Here is a 20,838-nt window from a genome sequence, read left to right as displayed (position 1 = left end):
GATCGGTCAGGCGGCGGCGTGGGCCGGGGCGAGGACGGCGAGGACGCGGAGCATCGGGCGGCCGGTGGTGAGCAGGGAGTCCGCGAGGGAGGCGAGCCGGTCGCGGGTGGCGGTGGGCGCGGTGCCGCCGCCCGTCGTCAGCGTCGGCTGCTCCCACGCGCCCAGGCGGGCCTTGTACTCCTCGATGGGCGCCCTGAGCGGTTCGTCCCACGCCTCGCGGCGCTGCTCCAGGAACGCCTCCGCGGTGTCCAGGACGCCGGGGATCGCCCCGGCGAGGTGGTCCGTGTCGTGGGTGAGGCCGGGGTTCGCCATCGTCGGGCCGACCTGGGCGCGGCGCAGCACCGCCACCATGTCGTCGTCGACCTCGCCGTCCGTGGTGACCGCCATCCACTTGACGACGGTCGGCCGGCCGAGCGCGTTGGAGTAGATGCCCTGCACGAGGTACGTGGGCCGGGACACGTCGGCGGTCAGCACCGGCGCCTCCTGGCGGTCGAGGCGGACCAGGACCTTGTCGGTGAGCCACTCCATTACCGGGTGCAGGTCGGTCAGCAGCGAGATGTCCGGCCAGCTCGACGTCGCCGAGGCGCGGGCGCGCGTCAGGCTGCTGTCGGCGAGCCGCCGGTTGAAGGTGACCTTCAGCCGGTCGCGCAGGCCCTGCTCACGGACGTATTCCGGAGGCAGCGCCTTGAGGCGGTGGACCAGGTCGGAGGGCGGGACGAAGGAGAGCAGACCGGTCTCGGGGTCGGCGGACAGGTCCAGCCGTTCGTGGGCGTCCGGGTAGACCTCGCGCAGCGCCTCGTCGAGGAACTCGCGGGCGGAGCCCAACAGCCGGGGCACGTCCGCCCGGGGCACCGCCCCGGTGCCGTCGCCGCCGCCCGCGTCGGAGGCGCCGGTGTCGTCGTCCTCCGGCTCGTCGTTCACCGCGCCGAAGAAGTCGGCGAGGAAGTCGTCCATGCCGTCGTCGTCACCGGTACCGGAGCCGCGGCCGGCGTCCAGGGACTCGTCCACGTCACGGCCGCGCAGCAGGTCCTGGATGAGGGACTTCTCCTCGGCCTCCGCCCGGTACAGGCCGGACACCGCCTCCGCCGTGCCCAGCGACCGGTGCGCCTCGGCCTCGCGCTCCAGCAGACGTTCCGACACGAGGGTGTCGTCCTTGGCGCCGTCGACGGAGCTGGTGAGGATCAGCGCCCGGAACTGTGGCTGGTGCGGCTGCCCGTAGCGGTCGATGCGGCCGTTGCGCTGCTCGATGCGGATCAGGGACCAGGGCACGTCGTAGTGGACGAGCTGGTGGCACTGGCGGTGCAGGTTGACGCCCTCGGAGGCGACGTCGCCCGTGAACAGGATGCGTACCGGCGTGTCCGCGAGGCCGAAGTCCTCCACGCACTGCATCTGCTGCTCGTCCGACAGGCCGCCGTGCATGACCCGGGCGGCCTCCTGAGCGGCCTTGCCCTTGAAGCCGAGGGCCAGCGGCACGGTCCGCGCCAGCCACTCCAGGGTCTGCACCCGCTCGGAGAACACCACGACCCGGGTGTCGGACTTCGGCCCGACCCCGATCTCCCGCAACTGCTCGAGCAGGGCCCCGAACTTGCCCGAGTCCGCCTCCGTCATGCCCGACGCCAGCTCCAGCAGCCGGTGCAGGGCCGCGCGCTCGGCGGCCGTAGCCTCCGGGTCGTCCTTCTTCTCCAGCGTCTTGATGCGCGTACTGACGGTGGCCTTCAGCGCGGCGTGCGAGGAGAGGAAGGACTTCAGCAGTGTGTACGGGAACAGGGGGACGTCGCTGACCGACTTCGAGCCGTCGGACGGCAGCCACACCGCCGCCAGCTCCTCGAAGACCTTCTCCTCGGCCGGCGTGGCCGTCACCCGGATCGAACGCGACGGGCCGCGGTCCGCCCACTGCCCCTTCATCTGCTCCCGCACCTCGGGGCTGACCTTCGTACGCCGGATGAACAGGTGCTTGATGTCCTCGGCGCGGTAGTGCTCCGGGTCGCGGATCGCGGCCGGGTCGAGCAGCGAGATCAGCTCGGCGAAGGAACGGGCGTCACCGTTGTGCGGGGTCGCCGAGGCCAGCAGCAGGGCGTCCGTGTGCGGGGCCAGGGTGCGGGCCAGCTGGTTGCGCAAGGACCCCTTGTTGATGAGGTTGTGCGACTCGTCGATGACGACCGCGTCCCAGGTGATCCGCTCCAGGTGATGCTTGTACTGGTCGGTGTTCTTCAGGGTGTCGATGGAGACGATGACCCGCTTGAAGTACGTGAACGGGTTGCGGCCCGCCGGGATCTCCCGCTGGATCCGCTCGATGCCCACCGAGTCCAGGCGCACCAGCGGGATCGCGAACCGCGTCCACAGCTCGTGCTGGAACTGCTCCAGGACGTGCTGCGGGGTGACGACGAGGATGCGCTCGCCCCGGCCGCGGCGGATCAGCTCGGCGAGGGTGAGGCCGATCTCCAGGGTCTTGCCGAGGCCGACGACGTCCGCGATGAGCAGGCGGGGGCGCAGGTTGCGGCCCGACAGGGCGAGCTGGGCGGGACGCTGCTGGTAGGGGAGGGCGTCCAGGAGGAAGGAGTCCGCGAGCGCCAGGCCGCGCTCGGCCTGCGGCAGCGGCGTCTTGCGCAGCACCGCCTCCAGGAACAGGCGCGAGCGGCGGAAGTTCGGCGAGTCGTCCCGCACCAGGCGGGTCCGCCTGGGGTCGAGCAGTTCGATCCGGTCGAGGCCGGTGAAGAACACCGCCTCCTGGTCGCGCACGAAGTCCGACGCGCCGACCGCCTCGATCCTGGCCCCGTCGTGCTCGGTCCGCGTCGCGTTGCGCACCAGCCACACCTCGTCCCGTACGAGGATCTGGGCGCCCGGCGGGAACTGGGCGTCCTCGCCGCTCGTCGCGGGAGCGGTGCTCAAGTCGGCGGTCACGCGGGTGCCTCCCGGGCTTTCATGTCGTGCGGGTGGATGTGTGGTGGGGCGGGCGATCGGTGGGGGCGCGGCCGGAACGGCGGGACACGGAGCCGGGGGAGCGGGCGTGACGCCCGGCCCGGCCGACCGGCCTCCGGTCTCAGAACGGGGCCTTCGCCGCGTACGCGGTACGCAGGCGCTCCGCCGTCCTGCGGGCCTGTACGGAGTGCCGCGCTGTGCGCGTTCCCGCCGTCGGCCGCCCGGGGTCCGTGGGCGGGCGGCGGCCCGGCTCCGGTCGCTCACGCCGGGCACCGTCGGCACGGTCGCGCGGCTCGGTGGTCACGACGCCGGGGGAGCCGGGGACCCGGGGGTCGGAGGGGGCCGGGGAGTCGTGCGCCGGAGGGGCGTCGGGGCCCGGAACGGTCTCGACGCGGGTGGGGGAGACCGGCGGGGCGTCGGCCGGTGTTTCCAGTTCGGCCGGGCTGATCTCCGTGACCTGGGCGTCACGCGCGGGGGCGGGCCAGGCGACGGTGGGGACGCTGTCGGCGGGGACCGCCGGCCTGTGCTGCCGCTGCTCCGCGGTGTGCGCGGTGAGCCTGCGACGCGCCTGGGCGATCTTCATGCCCTGGGCCTCGATCACCGAGCGGCACTGCTGCACCACCTCGGTCAGCGACGGCCGGTCCTCGGCGCCCTGGGCGAGCATGCCGGTCAGGAGCGGTGCCAGTTCGTCCGGCACACCGGACAGGTCCGGCGCCGTACCGGGGTCCGTGACCAGGTGGAACACCATGTACGGGGTGGCCGCCTCATGCGGGTAGTGACCCGTCACGGCGAAGAGCAGCAGCGCTCCCAGCGCGTACACGTCCACCGCCGCCGTCAGCGGCTTCACCCCGGCGGCCTGCTCCGGAGCCATGCAGATCGGGGTGCCGACGACCTGGTGGGGGGCGGTGAGGGAGACACTCGACTCGGTGAACGCGGCCAGGCCGAAATCGATGATCTTCGGGCCGTTCGGTCCCAGCAGGACGTTGGCCGGCTTGAGGTCACGGTGCAGCAGGCCCTGGGCGTGCACGGCCGACAGTGCCTCGGCGAGGATCGCGCCGAGCGCCGCGGTCAGGACGGACGGCAGCGGCCCGTGCGTCTTGAGGTGCCGCGCGAGGTCCGGGCCGTCCACGTACTCCGTGGCCAGCCACGGCTGCTCCGCCTCCGCGTCCGCTCCCAGGAACGCCGCGATGCGAGGGCCCCAGATGGTCTTGAGCACCTCGATCTCCTGCGCGAACCGCTGCCGGGACTCGGAGTCCACGACCGACGGTTTGATCACCTTCACCGCGGCGGGCTCACCGCCGAGCGACTCACCCAGGAAGACCTGGCCCATGCCTCCTTGACCGATCCGGCCGAGGAGCTCGAAGTCGCCCAGCGCGAGCGGATCCTCGGGGTTCAGGGGCGTGATCTGCACGTGTGTCCTCGACATTCGGTCCTGGCGAGCGTCCGATCAGCCGCGAAGCGCGCCTGGAGACACGGTAGTGGATGGGTTCGGGGTCGGTACCGAGGGTTGCGGAATGGAGATATCAACGCCTATGGGCGAAGAAGGTGCGGAGGGTGCGCGCGATGGGCGTGGAGTCACGTCCCGCGCGGCAGCAACTGGCCGCCCGTGAGTCCGCCCGACAGCAGCCGTGCCGTCTCCTCCGCCTGCCGTGTCGCCCGCTGCGCCTCCGCCCGGAGCGCGTGCACGTGCCGGAACGCCTCCCCGTACCGTCGCTGCTCCGCCAGCGGCAGCAGCGGTACGCGCAGCCGCCCTGGGGTGAGGTGGAGCGTCGAGCTGCCGGTCGAGGCGCCGGCCAGATTGGCCTCGGAGCTGAGGAAACCCAGGAGGAACCAGGGGTCCAGCCGCGCCGGATCCGGCCGGAACAGGTGGACGCCGGCCCCCAACAGGGCGCCGGCCTCCGCCTCGCCCGCGACCCGGGCCACGGGGCCGGTGCCGCCGACCGGGTTGCGGACCAGGACGTCGCCCACGGCGATCTCCGGCATCTGCTCGGCCTGCACGTCCGGAACCTGCCCCGTCGGCCCGCTCCCGCCGGCGATGTCGCCGCTCGTCAGAGCGGGCCTGCGTTCCCCGCCGTCGGCGCCCGCCACGGCGGCCTCCGCCTCGGTGGCCATCGCCCGCGGCGAGACCGGAACCGCACGCAGCACCTTCAGCGCCCCGCCCCGGGCCAGGTCCGACACCGTGGCCGTGCGCCACGCGCGGGCCGAAGCCCCCGCGGCGTCCCACGACGCCGTGCCGGCCAGCTCGGCCACCGTCCGCGCCGCCGCCGCCAGCCCTTCGCGGGCCGCCGCGGCCGCGCGGGCCAGTTCCTGCGGGTCGACGTCCACCTGGGAGGCACGCACCTGCCGGGCCGGGGTCACGTCGACGACCTCGTCGAGCAGGTCGACCACGCTCACCGCCCGCGCCACACCGGCCCGCGCCTCGAACCCGTCCGGGTCCTCGGCGTACGCCGTCCACGCGGAGACGATTTGCTCCGTCACCCGCGCCCAGTCCACCGCATCGGCACGGCTCCCGCCGCGCCCCGCAGCCGTGGGCTCGCCCGCGGTGTCGACGAAGAGCACCGTCTGGTGCGCCGGTCGGGTCGGCTCCGGCCGTTGCAGCACCCACACCTGCAGGCCGATGTGGAGCGGGATCGCCGCCCCCGGCGGCAGGGCCGCGACCGCCCGCAGCGCGCCGCTGCGGATCAGCTCGGCGCGGACGCGGCGGCCGGAGGAGCGGGACGCCGTGGCCGGCGGGAGGAGCAGCACGGCGTGGCCGCCCGGTGCGAGGTGGGACAGCGCGTGCTGGACCCAGGCCAGTTCGGACTCGGCGCGGGGCGGGAAACCGTACGCCCAGCGCGAGTCGTAGGCCAGTTCGTCGTGGCCCCAGTCCCGGTCGCCGTAGGGCGGGTTGCACAGCACGGCGTCGACGGTGAGGTCCGGGAAGGCGTCGGCGCGCAGGCTGTCGCCCGTGCGCACGGTGACGTCCGCGCCCTCCTCGGCCGTCAGGGTCAGGCCGACCGCGGTGCGCCGTGCCTGGACGGGGAGGCTGTCCTGCCCGTACAGCTCGCGCGCGCCGCGCGCGGCGGCGGCCGACAGCAGGGTGCCGCTGCCGCAGGCGGGGTCGAGGACGCGGGCCGGGGAACCCGGGATCAGGCGGGCCAGCAGGTCGGCGAGCGGGGCCGGGGTCCGGTAGGCACCGCTGGCGGCGCTGTCCTCCAGCTCCCGCTCCGCCAGAATGCCCAGCGCCGTCTGCGCGCCCTCGTCGCGGACGCAGAGCAGCAGGGCGCGCAAGACCGTGGTGTCGGCGGCGGTGAACCGGACGGGTTCCGTGTCCGGCACCACGTCCGCGACCCCGGCAGCCGCCTCGTTCGCCTGCTTCACCAGGTCGGCGTCGGGCAGCGCGAGCAGACCGGTGGGGTCGTCGGCGGGGCAGCGGGCCGCCGCCAGGACCAGCAGGAGCAGGTCGGACGTGCCGGCGCCGGCCCGCTCGCGGAGGCGCAGGGTGGTGCGTAGCTCCCCGCTGGGCGTGGCGGCCGTGTGCTGTCCGCGTGAGGCGAGCCAGGCGCGGACCACCTCCAGGTCGTACAGCGGGCTGCTGTCCGTACCGCCCGAGGGAGCGGGGAAGTCCTCGTGCCGACGGCGCCAGTTGCTGACGGTGGCGCGCGTGACGCCCGCGATGCGGGAGATCTCGGCGGCTGTCACCTGGGCGGATGGTGCGGGTGGCTGCGGCATGGACGGTTCCTGGCTCCGATGGTCGGCGTGATCACACCCTACAGCACGCGTCAACATCCAAAAGCTGTTGGACAGTGCTTTCGTGGTCGTGCTTACATGTAGACGCTTCCGCCGGTGAGCGACGCTGCCCGGCGTGAGGTGTCACTTCCTTTGCCACAGCCATGTCCTCGAGTGCCCGGCCCCTCGTCCTGTCCCGACCCCTCTGGGCGGGATGCCGGGGGACGTGCGGTACCTCGGGGCCGGCGACGGCCGATCGACCACCACCCAGGGGGAACCCATGCGTCTGACCATGCCGAGCGGTGCCCCGGAAGAAATGGCCTCATGAGCTACGCGAACATCTCCGGCACGCCGTCCGCTCCCTGCTCTTCGCCCCCGTGTGCCGTCTCCGCCGCATCCACGGGCAGTCCCCGGCACCGGACAGCGGCCGGTCGGGCTCCGGCCACGGGCATGCCGGGGGCGCCGCAGACGCCCCTCGCGCCCGCGCAGCCGTCGCCCGGGAGGAAGCCGTCGTGGCGCGGAGCACGGCTCGCCCTCGGTGCCTCGACGCTCCTCGCGCTGATCGCGGTGCCCCTGTCCCGCCCGCGCAGAACCGTCCTCGCCGTGGCCGCGACGGTCGTGGGTTGCTCCCTGTGCGCCTGCTCCACCGCCGGCGGCGCCCGGACCGATACCGCTCCGCCGACGGCCACCGTCAGCGCCTCGCAGGACACCGGGAGCGCCGAGGACGCGCAGGACACCCAGGACGACTCCGGCAGCGACACCTTCATCGTCGCGCTGGACAAGACCGCCACGTGGAACAACGGCGTCAAGGCGCACCTGAGCGGCTTCAGCCGGGGCACCTCCGGTGAGTACGCCAGCCCGTCCGGCGAGGCCTACTTGGCCTTCTCCGTCACCATGCGGAACGACTCCGAGTCCACGATCGACCTGACCATGGTCAGTCTGTCCTGCCCGGACGGCGCCGACGAGATCTTCGACACGGACGCGGGCTTCGACGGCACGCCGGACACGCACCTGCTGCCGGGCAAGTCGCAGACCTGGGAGGCGGCCTGCGTGTTCCCCAAGACGGCCAGAAGCGCCCAGATCGAGATCACGCCGACCGACACCTCCGGCTCCGGCTGGTACCGCACGGCCATCTTCACCGGCCAGGTGCGGTAGCCCGGACCGCGGACGGGACCCTGCCGGGTGCCGTCGTCGTCTTCGCACGGCGGCGGGCTCACGCCTCCGCCGGCATCGGGTGCACCCCGATGCCGGGCCCACCGGCCCGCCCGTACCCACGTCCGATCACGCACCCTGTGCGGCCCCGCCCACCACCACCCGCGACCTGGGAGGCCATCGTGACGATCACCGAGCACACCGAGCTGATCCGCCGCTTCGCCGACGACTTCACCGCCCTGCAGGAGGCCGTCCTCGCCCGCATGAACGGGATCTGCGCTCCGGAGGTCGCAGCGGCCCTGGAACACGCTTCGCTCACCGGTCCCATCGCCGTCGCTCTGGCCCACGCCGACGTCCTCGCCCGCGGGGCCGTCCGGCGCGCGGAACTCTCGGCTCAGCTCCCCGAGCGGCTGCGACGGCTGCGCGCCCACGCGCGCAGAGTGCGACGGGCCCGGTCGCAGGCGGAGGCCCGGTACAAGGAGCAGCGTGCCCGCCGCCCCGCCGGCCGTTCCCGGCCGGCGGACACACTGGAGCTGAGGGTGGCGCGCACGGCGTCCCCGGCGGCCTTCGCCGAGGCCCTGCGGCAGGAACTCCGCGACAGGGGACTGCCGGACGGCACACCGCAGGCGCCGGAGAGCGACCTCGGCCAGTGGGCCTGGAACCGGCAAACGGCAGGAGACGAACTGCCCGCACCGGTACGCGAATTGCGGGATTGCGACGACGACGCCTTCGTCCGGGCCCTCCTGCGCGACGCCCGGGAGGAGGAGAACCCGTACCTCCCGCACGACGCGGTGGCCGAACGGTGGAGCCGCCACGCCCGTGCCGCGCTGGCCTGGGGCCGCTACGCGATCGGCCGGGCCGAACGGGAGGTGCTGGCCTGCTCTCTCTCCGCACGGCGCACCCGACTCGACGCCCTGGACGACGCCTACCAGGACACCGCGGTGCTCGCCGCCCGCTCCCGCGAGGCCCTGCTGCGGGTCGTGGAGCTGCACGACCGGATGTGGATCTCCGTGAACACGGAGCCCTTCGCAGAGCTCATCGCGCAGTGTCGCGCCGAGGCCCTGGCGCGCTTCGCCGACGCCGAGCCCGAGGTGTGGCACAGCGTGTGTGAGCTGACCGAGAGGCACCAGGCGCACTGCTCCGAACAGGCCGACGGCTGCCCGCACTGCCACGGCGCGCTCGCCGCCGTCCTCGCCGACGCCCCTCCCGCCGACACGGGTGAGGGCGGCGACGACGAACATCCGACGGCAACGGTTCCGGCGGACGAGGACCGCTACGCCCTGCTCGCCGACCTCCCCGACACCGCCGTCGTGGCCGTCGCCGACGCCGCCGTCGGTGACGAGTCGGCACTGTGCGGCTACGGCTGGGCCGCCGAGGACGGGACGACCGGACACGGCGACTCCCTGGCCTCGAGCAGCGGTGAGGCCGAAGTCATCGGTGTCTGCGCCGCCGCCCTCAGCCTCCTCGAACACCACGAGGACGCACCCGTCGTCCTCCTGTGCGACAGTACCGAGGCGGTCGACGCGGTCGACGCGGCCCTGCGCTCCGCCGACCCGGCAGCCGCCCACCGCACCCTCCTCTTCCCGGAGAGCCGGCAGCTGATGGACCGCCTGGTGCGCCATCGCCACCGCGTCCAGGTCCGCTGGCTGAAGGGCCACATCGGACACGACCTCAACGAAACAGCCGACGCCTTCGCCCGCCTCGCCCTCCGCCGCGTCAGCGGCCGAATCCCTTCCGCCGCCGCCCGGAAGGAGGAGGCACGGATCCTGCGCTCGCTCGGTTCCGGAGCCGGCCCCCTCCCGGTCGCTGCCTGAGTTCACGGCGCACGGCGGCAGTTGCCGAGTCTCACGGTCTTCTTCGTCCTCGTACCGGCACGTCGACACGGACAGCCGCAGGAGCCGCGGGGACAGCTCGCGTGACGCCGTCCGCGGACAGCCCTACCACCCTGAGAACCGATTTCCCCGTCCCGCGACGAAAGTGAGCGACCCTCTTCATGGCCCATCCCCGGTGGCACCACATCCTCATGGAGTCCCGGCTTCACGCCCTCAAGGCGCTCGACGAATGGAACTGCTCCGGCGGGTACTGCGACTTCCTCGCCCATATGCTCAAGGCCTGGCGAGCAACTGCCCTTTTCGGTTCAGCGGATCCATGGAACACGCGGAGATGTGGAAGCGGCTTGAAGTCCGTCCCGTCAAGGTCTCCGGCAACCCTCATGCCACCGTCGCCAGGTGCTGCTCGTACGACGAAGCCTTCGACCGGCAGTTCAACATCCAGTCATGGATATAGAGGATTCCCAAGGGACCGGGGCGGTCGAAAAGTACCGTGCGCTCTTCGGCGGGGAGTCTTTGGTTGTAGGGTCAATCAATTGGTGTTCCTGGGTGATCGCGGTGGGGGCCGCGATTGCTGCGGGTGCATCGCCCTTGGTGAAGCTCTGGCCATGTCTTCTGGGTGGTTGTGCGAGCACCGTTATGAACGCTTGTGGAAACGGTGGGGGATAAGTGGGGCGTCTCTGTGTGTTGCGTGCCGCCAGGTTACGTCGGGCAAGTGCAGTCGAGGGCTGCGCCCGAGAGGGCGTTCGCTGGTAGCTCGTTGTCAGTAGCGGGTTCAGGGTGACGCGGAAGACCGTTCCATGCCGGGGGATTTTGCGAAAAAGGGCATTGGAACCTCTCTTTTGGGGACAGAGTGGATCATTCTTATCAGGTGTGGCAGGAAGTGCTGGCCGAAGAGTTCTTCGGACGGCAGCACGCCGGCCACCCGACGTTGTTCTACGTCGACGACGACGTGGAGCAGGAGCTGCGGCACGGATACGGCATGGAGGAGCCCCTCGCCCAGTGCGTGGGCAGGTTCCTGAGGTTGGGGACCGCGGAACCGTACAGCGCAATGGAGGACTACCGCTGGCGCAAGCGGCAGCGGGACAAGGACGGCGTGCCCGCCTTCCTGCCGCTGCTGGCCTGCTCGGTGATGGCCGCGTCCCGGATGGTGAACGACCGGAACCACCGGGCCACCGCCTACCACGCCCGCTTCTCCGAGCTGTTGACGGGCGACGACAAGCAACTGGGCAGCCACCACTATGAGCCCATCTCCCGGATGTGGCAGGTGCTGGCCTCCTGGCAGCACAGCCAGAAGGGCGCGCGGGGCCTCTGCACCATTCCCGCCCCCGCCGACCTGCCCTCGAACCGCAGCATGATCGGGTTCGCCCAGTCCCAGGCGCTCCTCAGCGGCGCGGACCGGTCCTTCATGCCGAAGTTCTTCCGGTCGTTGCGGGAACACGGCACGACCTGGCCCCTGCCGGGGGAGACGCTGCTGGCCCAGATCGAGATCCGGGGCATGGAACAGCACTTCTCCAAGGGCTTCCGCAACGCTCTGCAAGAGGCGGAATTCCGCCCCCTCCTCGCCAAGCTGATCGGCAACTACGCGGCTTCGTGGGACGGTTCGGACGAGCTGGTGCCCACTGGTGTCACCCGGGCCGAACTCCTGGTGCGGCTGGACGCGGGGCGTCTCGGCTGGGTGGCGCGCCTGCGGTCCGCGGAGCAGAGGCAGCGCATCGAGCTCAAGGGGGGAGTCGTCCTCGAGCAGCTCGGCGACACCGCCTACTACGAGGTGACGGGCCTGCCCGCCCCGAGCGCGGACACCCTCACCAGGGGCATCCGCCGCGACGGGGACAATCTGGTGCTCAGCCGCCCCTCCTCCTCTGTCCTGGTGCTCGCACGGGACGACGTGCTCGGCGTCTGGGCCGGCACCGCCGGCTTCCGCCCGGGAGAGGCACACGTGGTGCTCGCCGCCCCGACCGCGCAGCGGGACGTGCAGCGGCTGCTGGACAAGGCCGCGACCACGGGCCGGAGCGCCGACACCAGCAAGCTGGCCTGGGTGCCGCAGGGCTGGTCCCTGCACAAGCCCGTCACCTTCGACGACGCGGTCACGCTGCGCCGGGCGCTCCAGGAGGTCCAGGGCGCGGTCGGTCTCCTGCAGCCCCCAGCCCAGTTCAAGCTCCGCCTGGAAGGCGGACTGAAGCTCGCGCCCTCGCTCGATCCCCACTTGTACCTGCGGGGAGGCGAGCCCCAGGTGGTCCTCCCGGACGCCACGGAGGGCACGGGCACCCTCCTGATCGACGGAAACGAGCGGCCCGAGCTCAGAAAGGCGATCGCCGCGGGCCGCCCCGTCCCCCTGGCCGTGCTCCGGCTGGAGCCGGGCCGCCACTCGGTGAGTTATGCAGGCGCGGACATCGGCTTCGCCACCGCGGATCAGGCCGTCGTCGAGCCGAAGGTGACCAAGGTCTGCGGCTTCACCGTCGTGGACGGCAAGGCCTCGGAGTCGCCCTCCCTCCTCGACGGGCAGACCCTGCCGACCGGCATCACCGGCGCCGACTGCACGAGCGCCACGACCCAGGACGCGGCAGCCGTCATGGAGCTGTGCCGCCGGGACGCGGACGAGGTGCTGTTCGCGGCGGCCGACGGACGGCTGTGGACGTTGGAGGCACCGGAGCAACCGGACTGGTGGACGGAACGCCTCCCCGACACCGCCGCCCCGCTCCGCTTCGAGGCCGGCTTCCACGGCATCGGCGGCTGGCTCCTGGAGCGCCGGAGCGGACGCTGGAAGGGCCGCCCGGTGAACCCCGGAACGCCGAAGCCGAAGAGCGCCGGCAACCCGCGGGCATGGGCCCGCGCCGTCCTGACCGCCCAGCAGGCGTCCGTCGAACCCTCGTGGGCCGCGTACGTACAGGCAGCGAAGGAGCTTGACCGATGACGGGACCGATGAGCACCACCGAGTTCGGCGGAATCCTCCTGCGCTGGCTGAGCGAGAGCCGCAGCGGCAAGGCGTCCGCACTGCGCGACGGGATCCGCGGCCAGGCCCAGGCATGTGGCCTGGAGCTGGAGGAGTACGCCGACTGGGACTGGATGCGCAAGGCCGCCGCCCTCGGCTTCATCGACGTGGACCTGCGCGCCGACCGCTGGTCGGTGGCCCCGCCGGTGCTGACCCGGCTGCCCCACGCCGACGGCCTCGCGGTGCTGACCGGTGCGCGCACCGCGCGGATCAGCACGCGTATCGAGGAGGCGGCACGGGAGTGGATGGAGCTGATCACCGTCCCGCACTGGCCGGAGGCCGGTGAGGCCCCACTGCCCGACACCCTCCTGTTCCAGTACGAGGACCAGCGGACCCTGCAGGAAGCCGCGAAGTCCCTCAGGGTCCGCTACGTGCCCTGCGCCGCCCTGCAGTTGACGGAGCTGCTTCCGCAGGCGGCGCCGGGGCCCGAGTCCGCACCGCCCGGTGGGAGCACCGCCGACACGCTGGAGAAGTACGAGCTGCGCCTCCAGCGGTTCGTCCCCGTGGCGGGGGACGACGAGGACGGCCTGTACCGGTGGCGCGGAGCCGACTACGCACGCCTGACCCGCGTCCGCCGCAACGGCGTCTTCCACGCGGTGGAACGCGAGACGGGCGTCTACCTGGAGCTCGCCCGCCACCGCATCGGCGCGATGCGCTGGCGGCCGGAATCCGGCAAGGGCCGTGCCGGCATCGGCCGGCTCTTCATCGACCGGTACGCGCCCCTGCCCGCCTTGCACGAGCGCGCGGCCGTCCTGTGCAGCGGCTTCCCTCCCTCGGTGGGCAAGCAGGCACAGACCCGTGCGTACGACAACGTGCCGAGGGCGCTCGCCGAGGCGATCGCGGCCTCGCTGCAGCAGAACCTGGAGATCACGCCACGACCGGTGGCGGCCACCGGCGGGAGGACCAAGTGAGCGTCGAACAGCAGACAGCGGAGGTGACGAACACCGATGTCCAGGACGTCATGGGCACGTTCGACGACCTGCGCAGCGCACTCTTCCGCTACTACGACACCCCGTTCGGCGTCGACGACCGTTCCGTCATGGAGGAACGACGCAACCTCCTGAACCGGGACAACGGGGCCTGGCGCGACCCGCTGATCGAACTGCGTCCGCAGTACGCCCCCCGGGGCCTCAGCATCGCGGAGTCCTTCGCCGAGGCAGGGGCGCACCCCGACGCGGCCGAGTTCGCCCGCTTCACCCTCCCCGGCGGTGTGTCCAGCCTCTACCAGCATCAGCACGACGCCCTGGTCGCCGCCTGCGAGGGCAAGGACTTCGTGGTCACCGCGGGCACCGGTTCCGGCAAGACGGAGTCCTTCCTGCTGCCGGTCCTCGCCGACCTGGTCGCCGAGTCCGCACACTGGCAGGGCACCCGTGCGGTGCAGCGGGAATGGTGGCAGGGAGACGGCGAGTACGTGCCCAGCCGGCAGGGCGAGCACGGGCACCCCGCCGCCCTGCGCGTGCTGATTCTTTACCCCACCAACGCCCTCGCCGACGACCAGCTGGTCCGGCTCCGGAAGTCGCTGGACAGCCGCGAGGCCCACGCATGGCTGGACCGGAAGCGCAAAGGACACCGCTTCTACTTCGGCCGCTACACAGGAGCCACCCCCGTCTCCGGCAGCCGCGACTCCGAGCCGGCGAACTTCCGTCTCCGGCAGTACCTGCGGGAGGTCCAGGAACGGCAGCGCAAGGCCGACGAGAAGCTCGACGAGGAGCTGCGACCCTTCATCCCGCGCCTCGGCGGAGCGGAGATGCACGCCCGCTGGGACATGCAGGCCGCGCCGCCGGACATCATGGTCACCAACTACTCGATGCTGAACATCATGCTGCTCCGCAAGCAGGAGGAGCACATCTTCAGCGCCACGAGGAAGTGGCTGGAGGAGACCCCTGGCGCCCGCTTCACCCTGATCCTCGACGAACTCCACATGTACCGCGGCACGGCCGGCACCGAGGTGGCCTACCTGCTGCGCAACCTCCGCCACCGCCTCGGCCTCGACAAGTACCCCGAGAAGCTGCGTGTGCTCGCCGCCTCCGCCTCCCTGGAGGCCGGCCGGGACGACGCGTTCCTCGACGGGTTCTTCGCCCTGCCCGGGTCCCGACGCGTGATCATTCCCGGAAAGGCGAAGGAGACTCACGGCGAGGGCGACCTGGCCGCACACGCCGAACGCCTCACGCAGGCCGCGAAGGCCCCCGTCACCCAGGACGAAGCCGTAGTCCTGGCCCGGGAGACCGGCCTCGGCCCGGCGCTCCAACGCGCACTCACTCCAGGCGGCAAGCCCCGTGCTCTGCCCGCCCCCGAACTGGCGAAGAGTTTGTTCCCGTCCGTCCCCGAGGAACAGCGCCAGGACGCTCTCCACGGCGTTCTGCGCATACTCGGCTACGCACAGGACCCCGAACTTCCCCAGCTCCGAGCCCACTTCTTCTTCCGGAACATCGAGGGCATCTGGGCCTGTTCCGATCCGAACTGTCCCCATGTCCCCGTGCAGCAGGGCCCCGAACGGCGGGTCGGCCGCCTCTTCGCCGAGCCCACCTCCCGCTGCACCTGCGGCGCCCGCGTACTGGAACTTCTCTCCTGCCAGGCCTGCGGCGACCTCATGCTCGGCGGATACGCGAGCCCCAAGGACACCCAGCGGCGCACGTTCACCGGTGCCCTCCACACCGACTTCCCGGACCTGGACCTGCTCCCCGACGAGGCCAGCGGCGCACCCACGGCGGCGAACTACGTCGTGTACTGGCCGCGCACCAAGGGCCTCGGCCTCGACGACCCCGGCTGGCACGCGGGCCTGTCCGACGGCGGGCCGCAGGTCGAGTTCGAGTTCCGCCGCAGCGCCTATCAGCCCGCCACCGGCCGCCTGGAGAACCGGGGCGTTCAGCACACCGGATGGTCGTTCCACATCTCCGTGCCCCCGGACAAGGAGAGCAAGAAGCCGGCCTACGATCCGGCCCGGCTCCAGGCCTTCCCCACCCGCTGCCCCGCCTGCGGCGACGACTGGGAGATCAAGTACGACAGGGACGGCCGTTTCGTCCCGCTGGAATCCCCTGACCGGCTGCGCAACGCGCCGGTCCGGCGGATGCGCACCGGTTTCTACAAGATCAACCAGGTGCTGGTGACCGAAGCCCTCGGCCACCTTCCCGACGGCCGGCGCAAGGCGATCGCCTTCTCCGACAGCCGTGACGACGCCTCCGAGCTCGCCAGCGGTCTTGCCCTGCGCCACCACCAGGACCTTCTCCGCCTGCTCAGCGCCGAGGCCGTCGAGAATCAGGGGGATCCGTTCGCAGACCTTCAGCTCGTGAAGGCCCACTACGCCGGGGAGCCGGTCGATCGTGCGGATGCCCGTGCCGCCATGGAACGGCTGCGGGACCGCGACCCGGCGCATTGGGGGCGCCTGAAGGCGATCCTCGCCGACGACCTCGACGCGGAACCGGAACTCCTGCCCGACCTGGAGCGGAACCTCTCCGAACTGCCCTCCCTGGACAACCTCGCCTCCGACCTCGAAGGCATGCTCCTGCAGTACGGCACCAACCCCGCCGGTCCCGCGGCCTCGCTCCAGCAGACCTCGGCCGGACAGCCCTGGACCGCGCTCTACAACTGGGAGCGGGACCGGGAAGCGGTGGTGGAGACCCAGGCACAGCAGGAACTCCTCAACCGCCTTCGCTCCCGCCTCCGCCTCGAGACCATCGGCAGCCTGTTCTCCGGCGGCGGCCGTGACTTCGAATCGCTCGGACTCGGCTGGCTCTGCCTGCGCGACGACCGCTCACCCGCGGAGATCGGCCCGGACAGCGATCAGGCCGTGGCGCGGGCCAGTCTGCGAATCCTCGGTTTGATGCGGCGCTTCACCCGGATACGTTCCTCTCTGCAGAGGCCGCCTGCGCCTCTGAGGCGTTTCTGGAAGCAGGTCGCCGAACGCCAGGGCACCGATGTGCAGACGATCGAGGACCGGGTCCTCGGCGTCTGGAAGGATGCCGTGGTCGATTACGTCATCAAGCCGGAGAAGGTGGCGCTCCGTCCCGGCGAGAACAAGACCTGGACGTGCGGTTCCTGCCACCGGCCGCACCTTCACCCGGGTGCGGGGCTGTGCACCAAGTGTTTGACCCCGCTGCCCGCAGTGACCCAGCCGTACAGCGGAGTCCTCGAAGACGACTACTACGCATGGAAGGCCGCCCACCGCACCGGCGACTTCCCCCTGCGCACCGCGGAGCTGACCGGCCAGACGGACCGGCTGGAGGCCCAGCGTCGGCAAAGCCTCTTCCAGGACGTCTTCCTCGGCGACAACGACGTCCCGCAGGCGGACGGCCTGGAACTGCTCTCCGTGACCACGACCATGGAGGCCGGTGTCGACATCGGCCCCCTCAACACCGTGATCATGGCCAACATGCCGCCCACCCGCTTCAACTACCAGCAGCGGGTGGGGCGCGCGGGCCGACGCAACAGCCCGGTCGCCGTGGCCCTCACCGTCTGCCGCGGCCGCAGTCACGACGAGCACTACTTCGCCCGCCCGGAAGCCATCACCAACGATCCGACTCCGCCGCCCTACCTGGTCCTCGGCATGGTCTCCGTCTTCCGGCGGGTCCTGTTGGGAGAGGTGCTGCGCCAGGCCTTCGAGCCTCTGCAGCCGGAGGACCGCCGTAAGGGGCCGGACATGACGTCCAACGTCCACGGACAGTTCGGTCTCGCCGCCGACTGGCCGGTGCATCGCGGTGCCGTCCGCCGCTGGATCGGCCAGCACCCGGACCGCATCAGATCCGCTGCCGCCGCCTTCCAGGCCGGAACACCGGAGAGCATCGCCGCCATCGAACCCTTGGCTGCCATCGACGAACTCCTCGGCCAGGTCGACGAGGTGGCAGCCCGGACGGTCGGCCACTCCGACCTCAGCCAGCGGCTGGCAGAGGCGGGTCTCCTGCCCATGTTCGGCTTCCCGACCCGCTCCCGCCTCCTCTACCGGAGCATCCCGCAGAAGACCTTCCCCTGGCCGCCGGCCGACTCCGTCAACCGCGACCTCGCCGCCGCCCTCAGCAAGTTCGCACCGGGCAGCGAAACCCCGCAGGACGGCCGTCTGCTCCGCTCCATCGGAGTGGTCTCCCTCGTCCCGAGCGGTCGCGGAGTACAGGCTGCCGAGGACCCGTTCGGACCGGAACAGTTGGTCGCGATGTGCCGGATCTGCTCCCACGTGGACCCGCAGGCCGTCGTCGACCCGGAAATCGGGGGCGCCGGCACCTGCCCCGCCTGCGGAGCGGAGAGCAAGTACTACAGGACCGTTCCCTTCCGGGAGCCCGCAGGCTTCAGGGCCGCCCGCGAAGCACGGGACTACGACGGATACCGGGAGCTCGGCTCCAACGCCACCAGCGCACGGACCGCCACCGACCTGGAGAAGACCGCCCCACGCATCCACCGCGCCGCCGACGACTGGATGGTCGTTCACACCGGCAGCGGAGACCGCTACATCGTCAACACCAACGGCGGGAAGCTCTTCCGGTTCGTCAAGAACACCGGCCCGTGGCGCGGATACCTCGCTCTGGACCATCCCAAGGAGGAAGCCGACCTGGAGATCGCCCTCGGCGCCACCCAGCACACCGACATGCTCTTCATCGGGGCCAAGGGCGCCCTCGACACGAACCGGGGCCTCCGCTTCGACATCTCGAAGTCGCAGCAGATCGATGGCTTCCCCGAGGCTTACCACGGCCGGCGCGCCGCCTGGTACTCGCTGGCGGCCCTGCTGCGCCGTGCCGCAGCCCCGCACCTGGACGTGCAGCCGGAGGAACTCCTCAGCGGCATCCACGGCTCGGACGCCCCGGTGGCCGCTCCCGTCATGGCCTACCTGGCGGACAGCCTCGACAACGGCGCGGGCTTCAGCACCTACCTCGGTTCGGAGGAACACATCGAGAAGTTCCTCCAGGCTGTCGACCGGTACGTGCACGACCTAGAGGCCGGCCATCATGCGCAGAACTGCCACAGCTCCTGCTACGCCTGCCTTCGCGACTACTCCAACATGCGCCTCCACCCGCTGTACGACTGGAGGCTCGCCCGCGACCTGACCGACGCCCTGCGCGGCCGGAAAGTGCAGATCGACCCGGACAAGCACGCCCTCCTGCTGAAGGGGTGGGCGGGCGAGGAGCCCAACGTCAGTCTGAAGGAGACCGCCGCCGGACCGGTGGCGCTCTTCACCTCGGACTTCACCGGCGAGCCCGTCGCGGTCGCCGTCAAGCATCCGCTGGAGTCCGCCACCGGCGAATGCGGGAACGAACGGCTCCAGGCCCTGCGTAACGAGGTCCGTGGCGGCGGCCTCGCGGCGAGGATCGCCTTCGCCGACTCCTACAGCCTGGACCGGACCCCTGCCGCGGTGATCGAGCAGGTGCGCATCTTCGCGGAGGACTTCTGATGACGGCAGGAATTCCGATGGGAGCGGGCCAGGACGAGCAGGCCCGCGTGGAGGAGCTGCGGCAGCGCGAGATGGCCCGCCGCCTCGCCCTCCACCAAGCCCGCACCCAAGGCCGGACCCTTGGGGGAGCTCCGCAGGTCGCGGAAGCAGTCGGCGGCCCTGCTCCGGTCGTTCCGCCGCAGAAGCAGCCGGAGCCGGGACCGGCCGTGCCCCAGCCGGTCCCCGAAGGATTCGCCGACCGGGAGGCCTGGGAGCGCGCCCGCTCCTTCGCCGACATCATGCTGCCCGACGCGCTGAAGGCGGAGACCGGAACGCTCTCCGCGCGGAAACTGGCCCGGGCCGCGGCCGGTGCAGCGTCCCGTCAGGACGACCCGGTCGCGGGCGTCTCCGTGCTCGTCATGGCGCATGACCACGGGCTGGACGTTCTCAACGACCGGCTCGACGACCGCGCCCGCGCCCTGGTGGAGGACAAGCCGCTGCGGCTCCTGGGGGAGCCGGGCAGCATGTGGCAGATCTACCAGGACGACCGTCGCCTGATGGAGAACAACCTGCCGGTCCCTCGGCAGAGGGCGCTCCTGGCGAAGCTTCCCCGGCCGCTTCTCGACGACTACATCGACGAGGAGTGGATCGGCGCGGTCCCCGAGTACGACGGCACCTCTCGTGCCGCCTACTTCCGCGCCCGCCTGGATCCGGCGTCCCTCACCGACGAGGAAATGGACGTGTTGGCCTGGCCCCTGGAACGGGAGCGCCGGCAGGCAGGCCCGGGAACGGAACCCGGCCGTGACTGGCCGCAGGACTGGCGCCTGCTGGTGAGGCTGCAGGCCAACGACGCCAAGGCCATCGCCGAGGAGTGGACCGACCTCCTGCCGCCGACACAGAAGCTCGCGGACGCCCTGCGCGAGGTGCGGCGGACCGGAGAGGCCCCGGACGACCTCGTCGCCGACGAGCGGCTGTGGGTTCTCCTGGAGCGGGTTCACCCCAGCGTGCGCAGCGCGACCAACAGAATGTTCAACGGCTGGATCGGCGTGCGGACCCTGATCAGGGCCGTGCGGCAGATGCACCGTGCCCTCCTCCGCGGGGACGACGAGACGGCGGAACAGCGGAGGAGGGCTGTGCTCACGATGGCCGCGAGGCTCCGGCACCACTCGCAGCCGGTGCGCTGGGAGGCCCAGAACATCCATGCCTACCTGCGCGCCGGCCACGAGATCACGGAGTCCCTCAAACTCCTGGAGCAGGACGCCGAAGGCCGTCCCCCGGTGCGGGACCAGCTCGGCGGAGGTGCCGTGGCCACGCTGCGGAAGAATCGGAGCTTCCTCGAGGACCGGCCCGGCGGAGAACGCGACCAGCCGCTCAACCCTTATCTGCTGCTCGGCGTGCCCGACGGGGCGGACGACTGGAAGAGGGCCTGGCGAGCCCTGAGGAAGGAGCTCGACGACAGCGGCCGCGTCCGGATCAACCGCGCCAAGGACATGATCGAGAAAGCTGAGCGCGAGCAGCAGGAAGTACCCCGGTTCGCCGTTCCGCTCGCCCCGCACCGCTGGAAGGACCCCACCGGCACGAGCCACCGGCTGGAACTCCCGCCCGAGCCCCTGCAGAGGCTCACCGCGCCGCCCACGGACAGCGACCGCGCGTGGTCCCGCACCGAGGCGGCCCGAGAAATAATCACCAAGGCGACTGAACGCCTTGCCCTGGCTGAAGACACCGCAGCCGTTGAAGACCCAGAGAGCAGCACATCGTGAGCAACAAAGCCGGTAAAGGCGACAGTGGTTCTGGCTCCGGTGACGGAGCCCGGCAGAACCGGGGACGCGGGCCGAACAGCGGAAGCGTGCGGAATCGTGGTGAGCGCAGGGCGGCCGAGGCTGCTC

The 20,838-nt window shown here is 71.6% G+C and carries 9 protein-coding genes; 6 read left to right on the top strand and 3 right to left on the bottom strand.

The features are described from left to right. Window positions 1–6: 6 nt before the first annotated feature. The 3 genes from IE178_RS19205 to IE178_RS19195 form a co-directional block, all read right to left on the bottom strand. Window positions 7–2,901 (bottom strand): DEAD/DEAH box helicase, encoded by a 2,895-nt coding sequence (locus tag IE178_RS19205; RefSeq protein ID WP_193513166.1) that lies wholly within the window; start codon window positions 2,899–2,901, stop codon window positions 7–9. Between the two features lie 139 nt (window positions 2,902–3,040). Next, the gene (locus tag IE178_RS19200; RefSeq protein ID WP_193513165.1) at window positions 3,041–4,330 is read right to left on the bottom strand and encodes a serine/threonine-protein kinase; all 1,290 of its coding nucleotides are present in this window, start codon (window positions 4,328–4,330) and stop codon (window positions 3,041–3,043) included. A 164-nt stretch (window positions 4,331–4,494) separates the two neighbouring features. Further along, window positions 4,495–6,630, bottom strand: coding sequence for an N-6 DNA methylase (locus tag IE178_RS19195; RefSeq protein WP_193513164.1), 2,136 nt, complete (start codon window positions 6,628–6,630; stop codon window positions 4,495–4,497). Between the two features lie 447 nt (window positions 6,631–7,077). Here IE178_RS19195 and IE178_RS19190 point away from each other — a divergent pair, with 447 nt between their 5' ends. From IE178_RS19190 to IE178_RS19165, 6 genes are all read left to right on the top strand, one after another. Further along, window positions 7,078–7,782, top strand: coding sequence for a hypothetical protein (locus IE178_RS19190; RefSeq protein WP_193513163.1), 705 nt, complete (start codon window positions 7,078–7,080; stop codon window positions 7,780–7,782). Between the two features lie 179 nt (window positions 7,783–7,961). Beyond that, a complete protein-coding gene (locus IE178_RS19185) occupies window positions 7,962–9,593 on the top strand; it encodes an RNase H family protein (RefSeq protein ID WP_193513162.1) in 1,632 nt (543 codons plus the stop codon). Window positions 9,594–10,479: 886 nt separating this feature from the next. Further along, window positions 10,480–12,522: a hypothetical protein gene (locus tag IE178_RS19180; protein ID WP_193513161.1), complete on the top strand. Its 2,043-nt coding sequence runs from the start codon at window positions 10,480–10,482 to the stop codon at window positions 12,520–12,522. Next, complete coding sequence (locus tag IE178_RS19175) at window positions 12,519–13,511, top strand: hypothetical protein (RefSeq protein ID WP_193513160.1); 993 nt, start codon at window positions 12,519–12,521, stop codon at window positions 13,509–13,511. The genes IE178_RS19180 and IE178_RS19175 overlap by 4 nt, the downstream gene beginning before the upstream one ends. Next, a complete protein-coding gene (locus tag IE178_RS19170) occupies window positions 13,508–18,973 on the top strand; it encodes a DEAD/DEAH box helicase (RefSeq protein WP_318280128.1) in 5,466 nt (1,821 codons plus the stop codon). Before IE178_RS19175 ends, IE178_RS19170 begins: the two co-directional genes overlap by 4 nt. Beyond that, the gene (locus tag IE178_RS19165) at window positions 18,973–20,712 is read left to right on the top strand and encodes a hypothetical protein (protein WP_193513159.1); all 1,740 of its coding nucleotides are present in this window, start codon (window positions 18,973–18,975) and stop codon (window positions 20,710–20,712) included. The genes IE178_RS19170 and IE178_RS19165 overlap by 1 nt, the downstream gene beginning before the upstream one ends. Window positions 20,713–20,838: the final 126 nt, after the last annotated feature.

It is taken from the genome of Streptomyces griseoloalbus, assembly GCA_014650015.1.
In the GTDB taxonomy this organism is placed as follows: Bacteria; Actinomycetota; Actinomycetes; order Streptomycetales; family Streptomycetaceae; genus Streptomyces; species Streptomyces griseoloalbus.
This window is presented reverse-complemented; position numbering and strand designations above follow the sequence as displayed.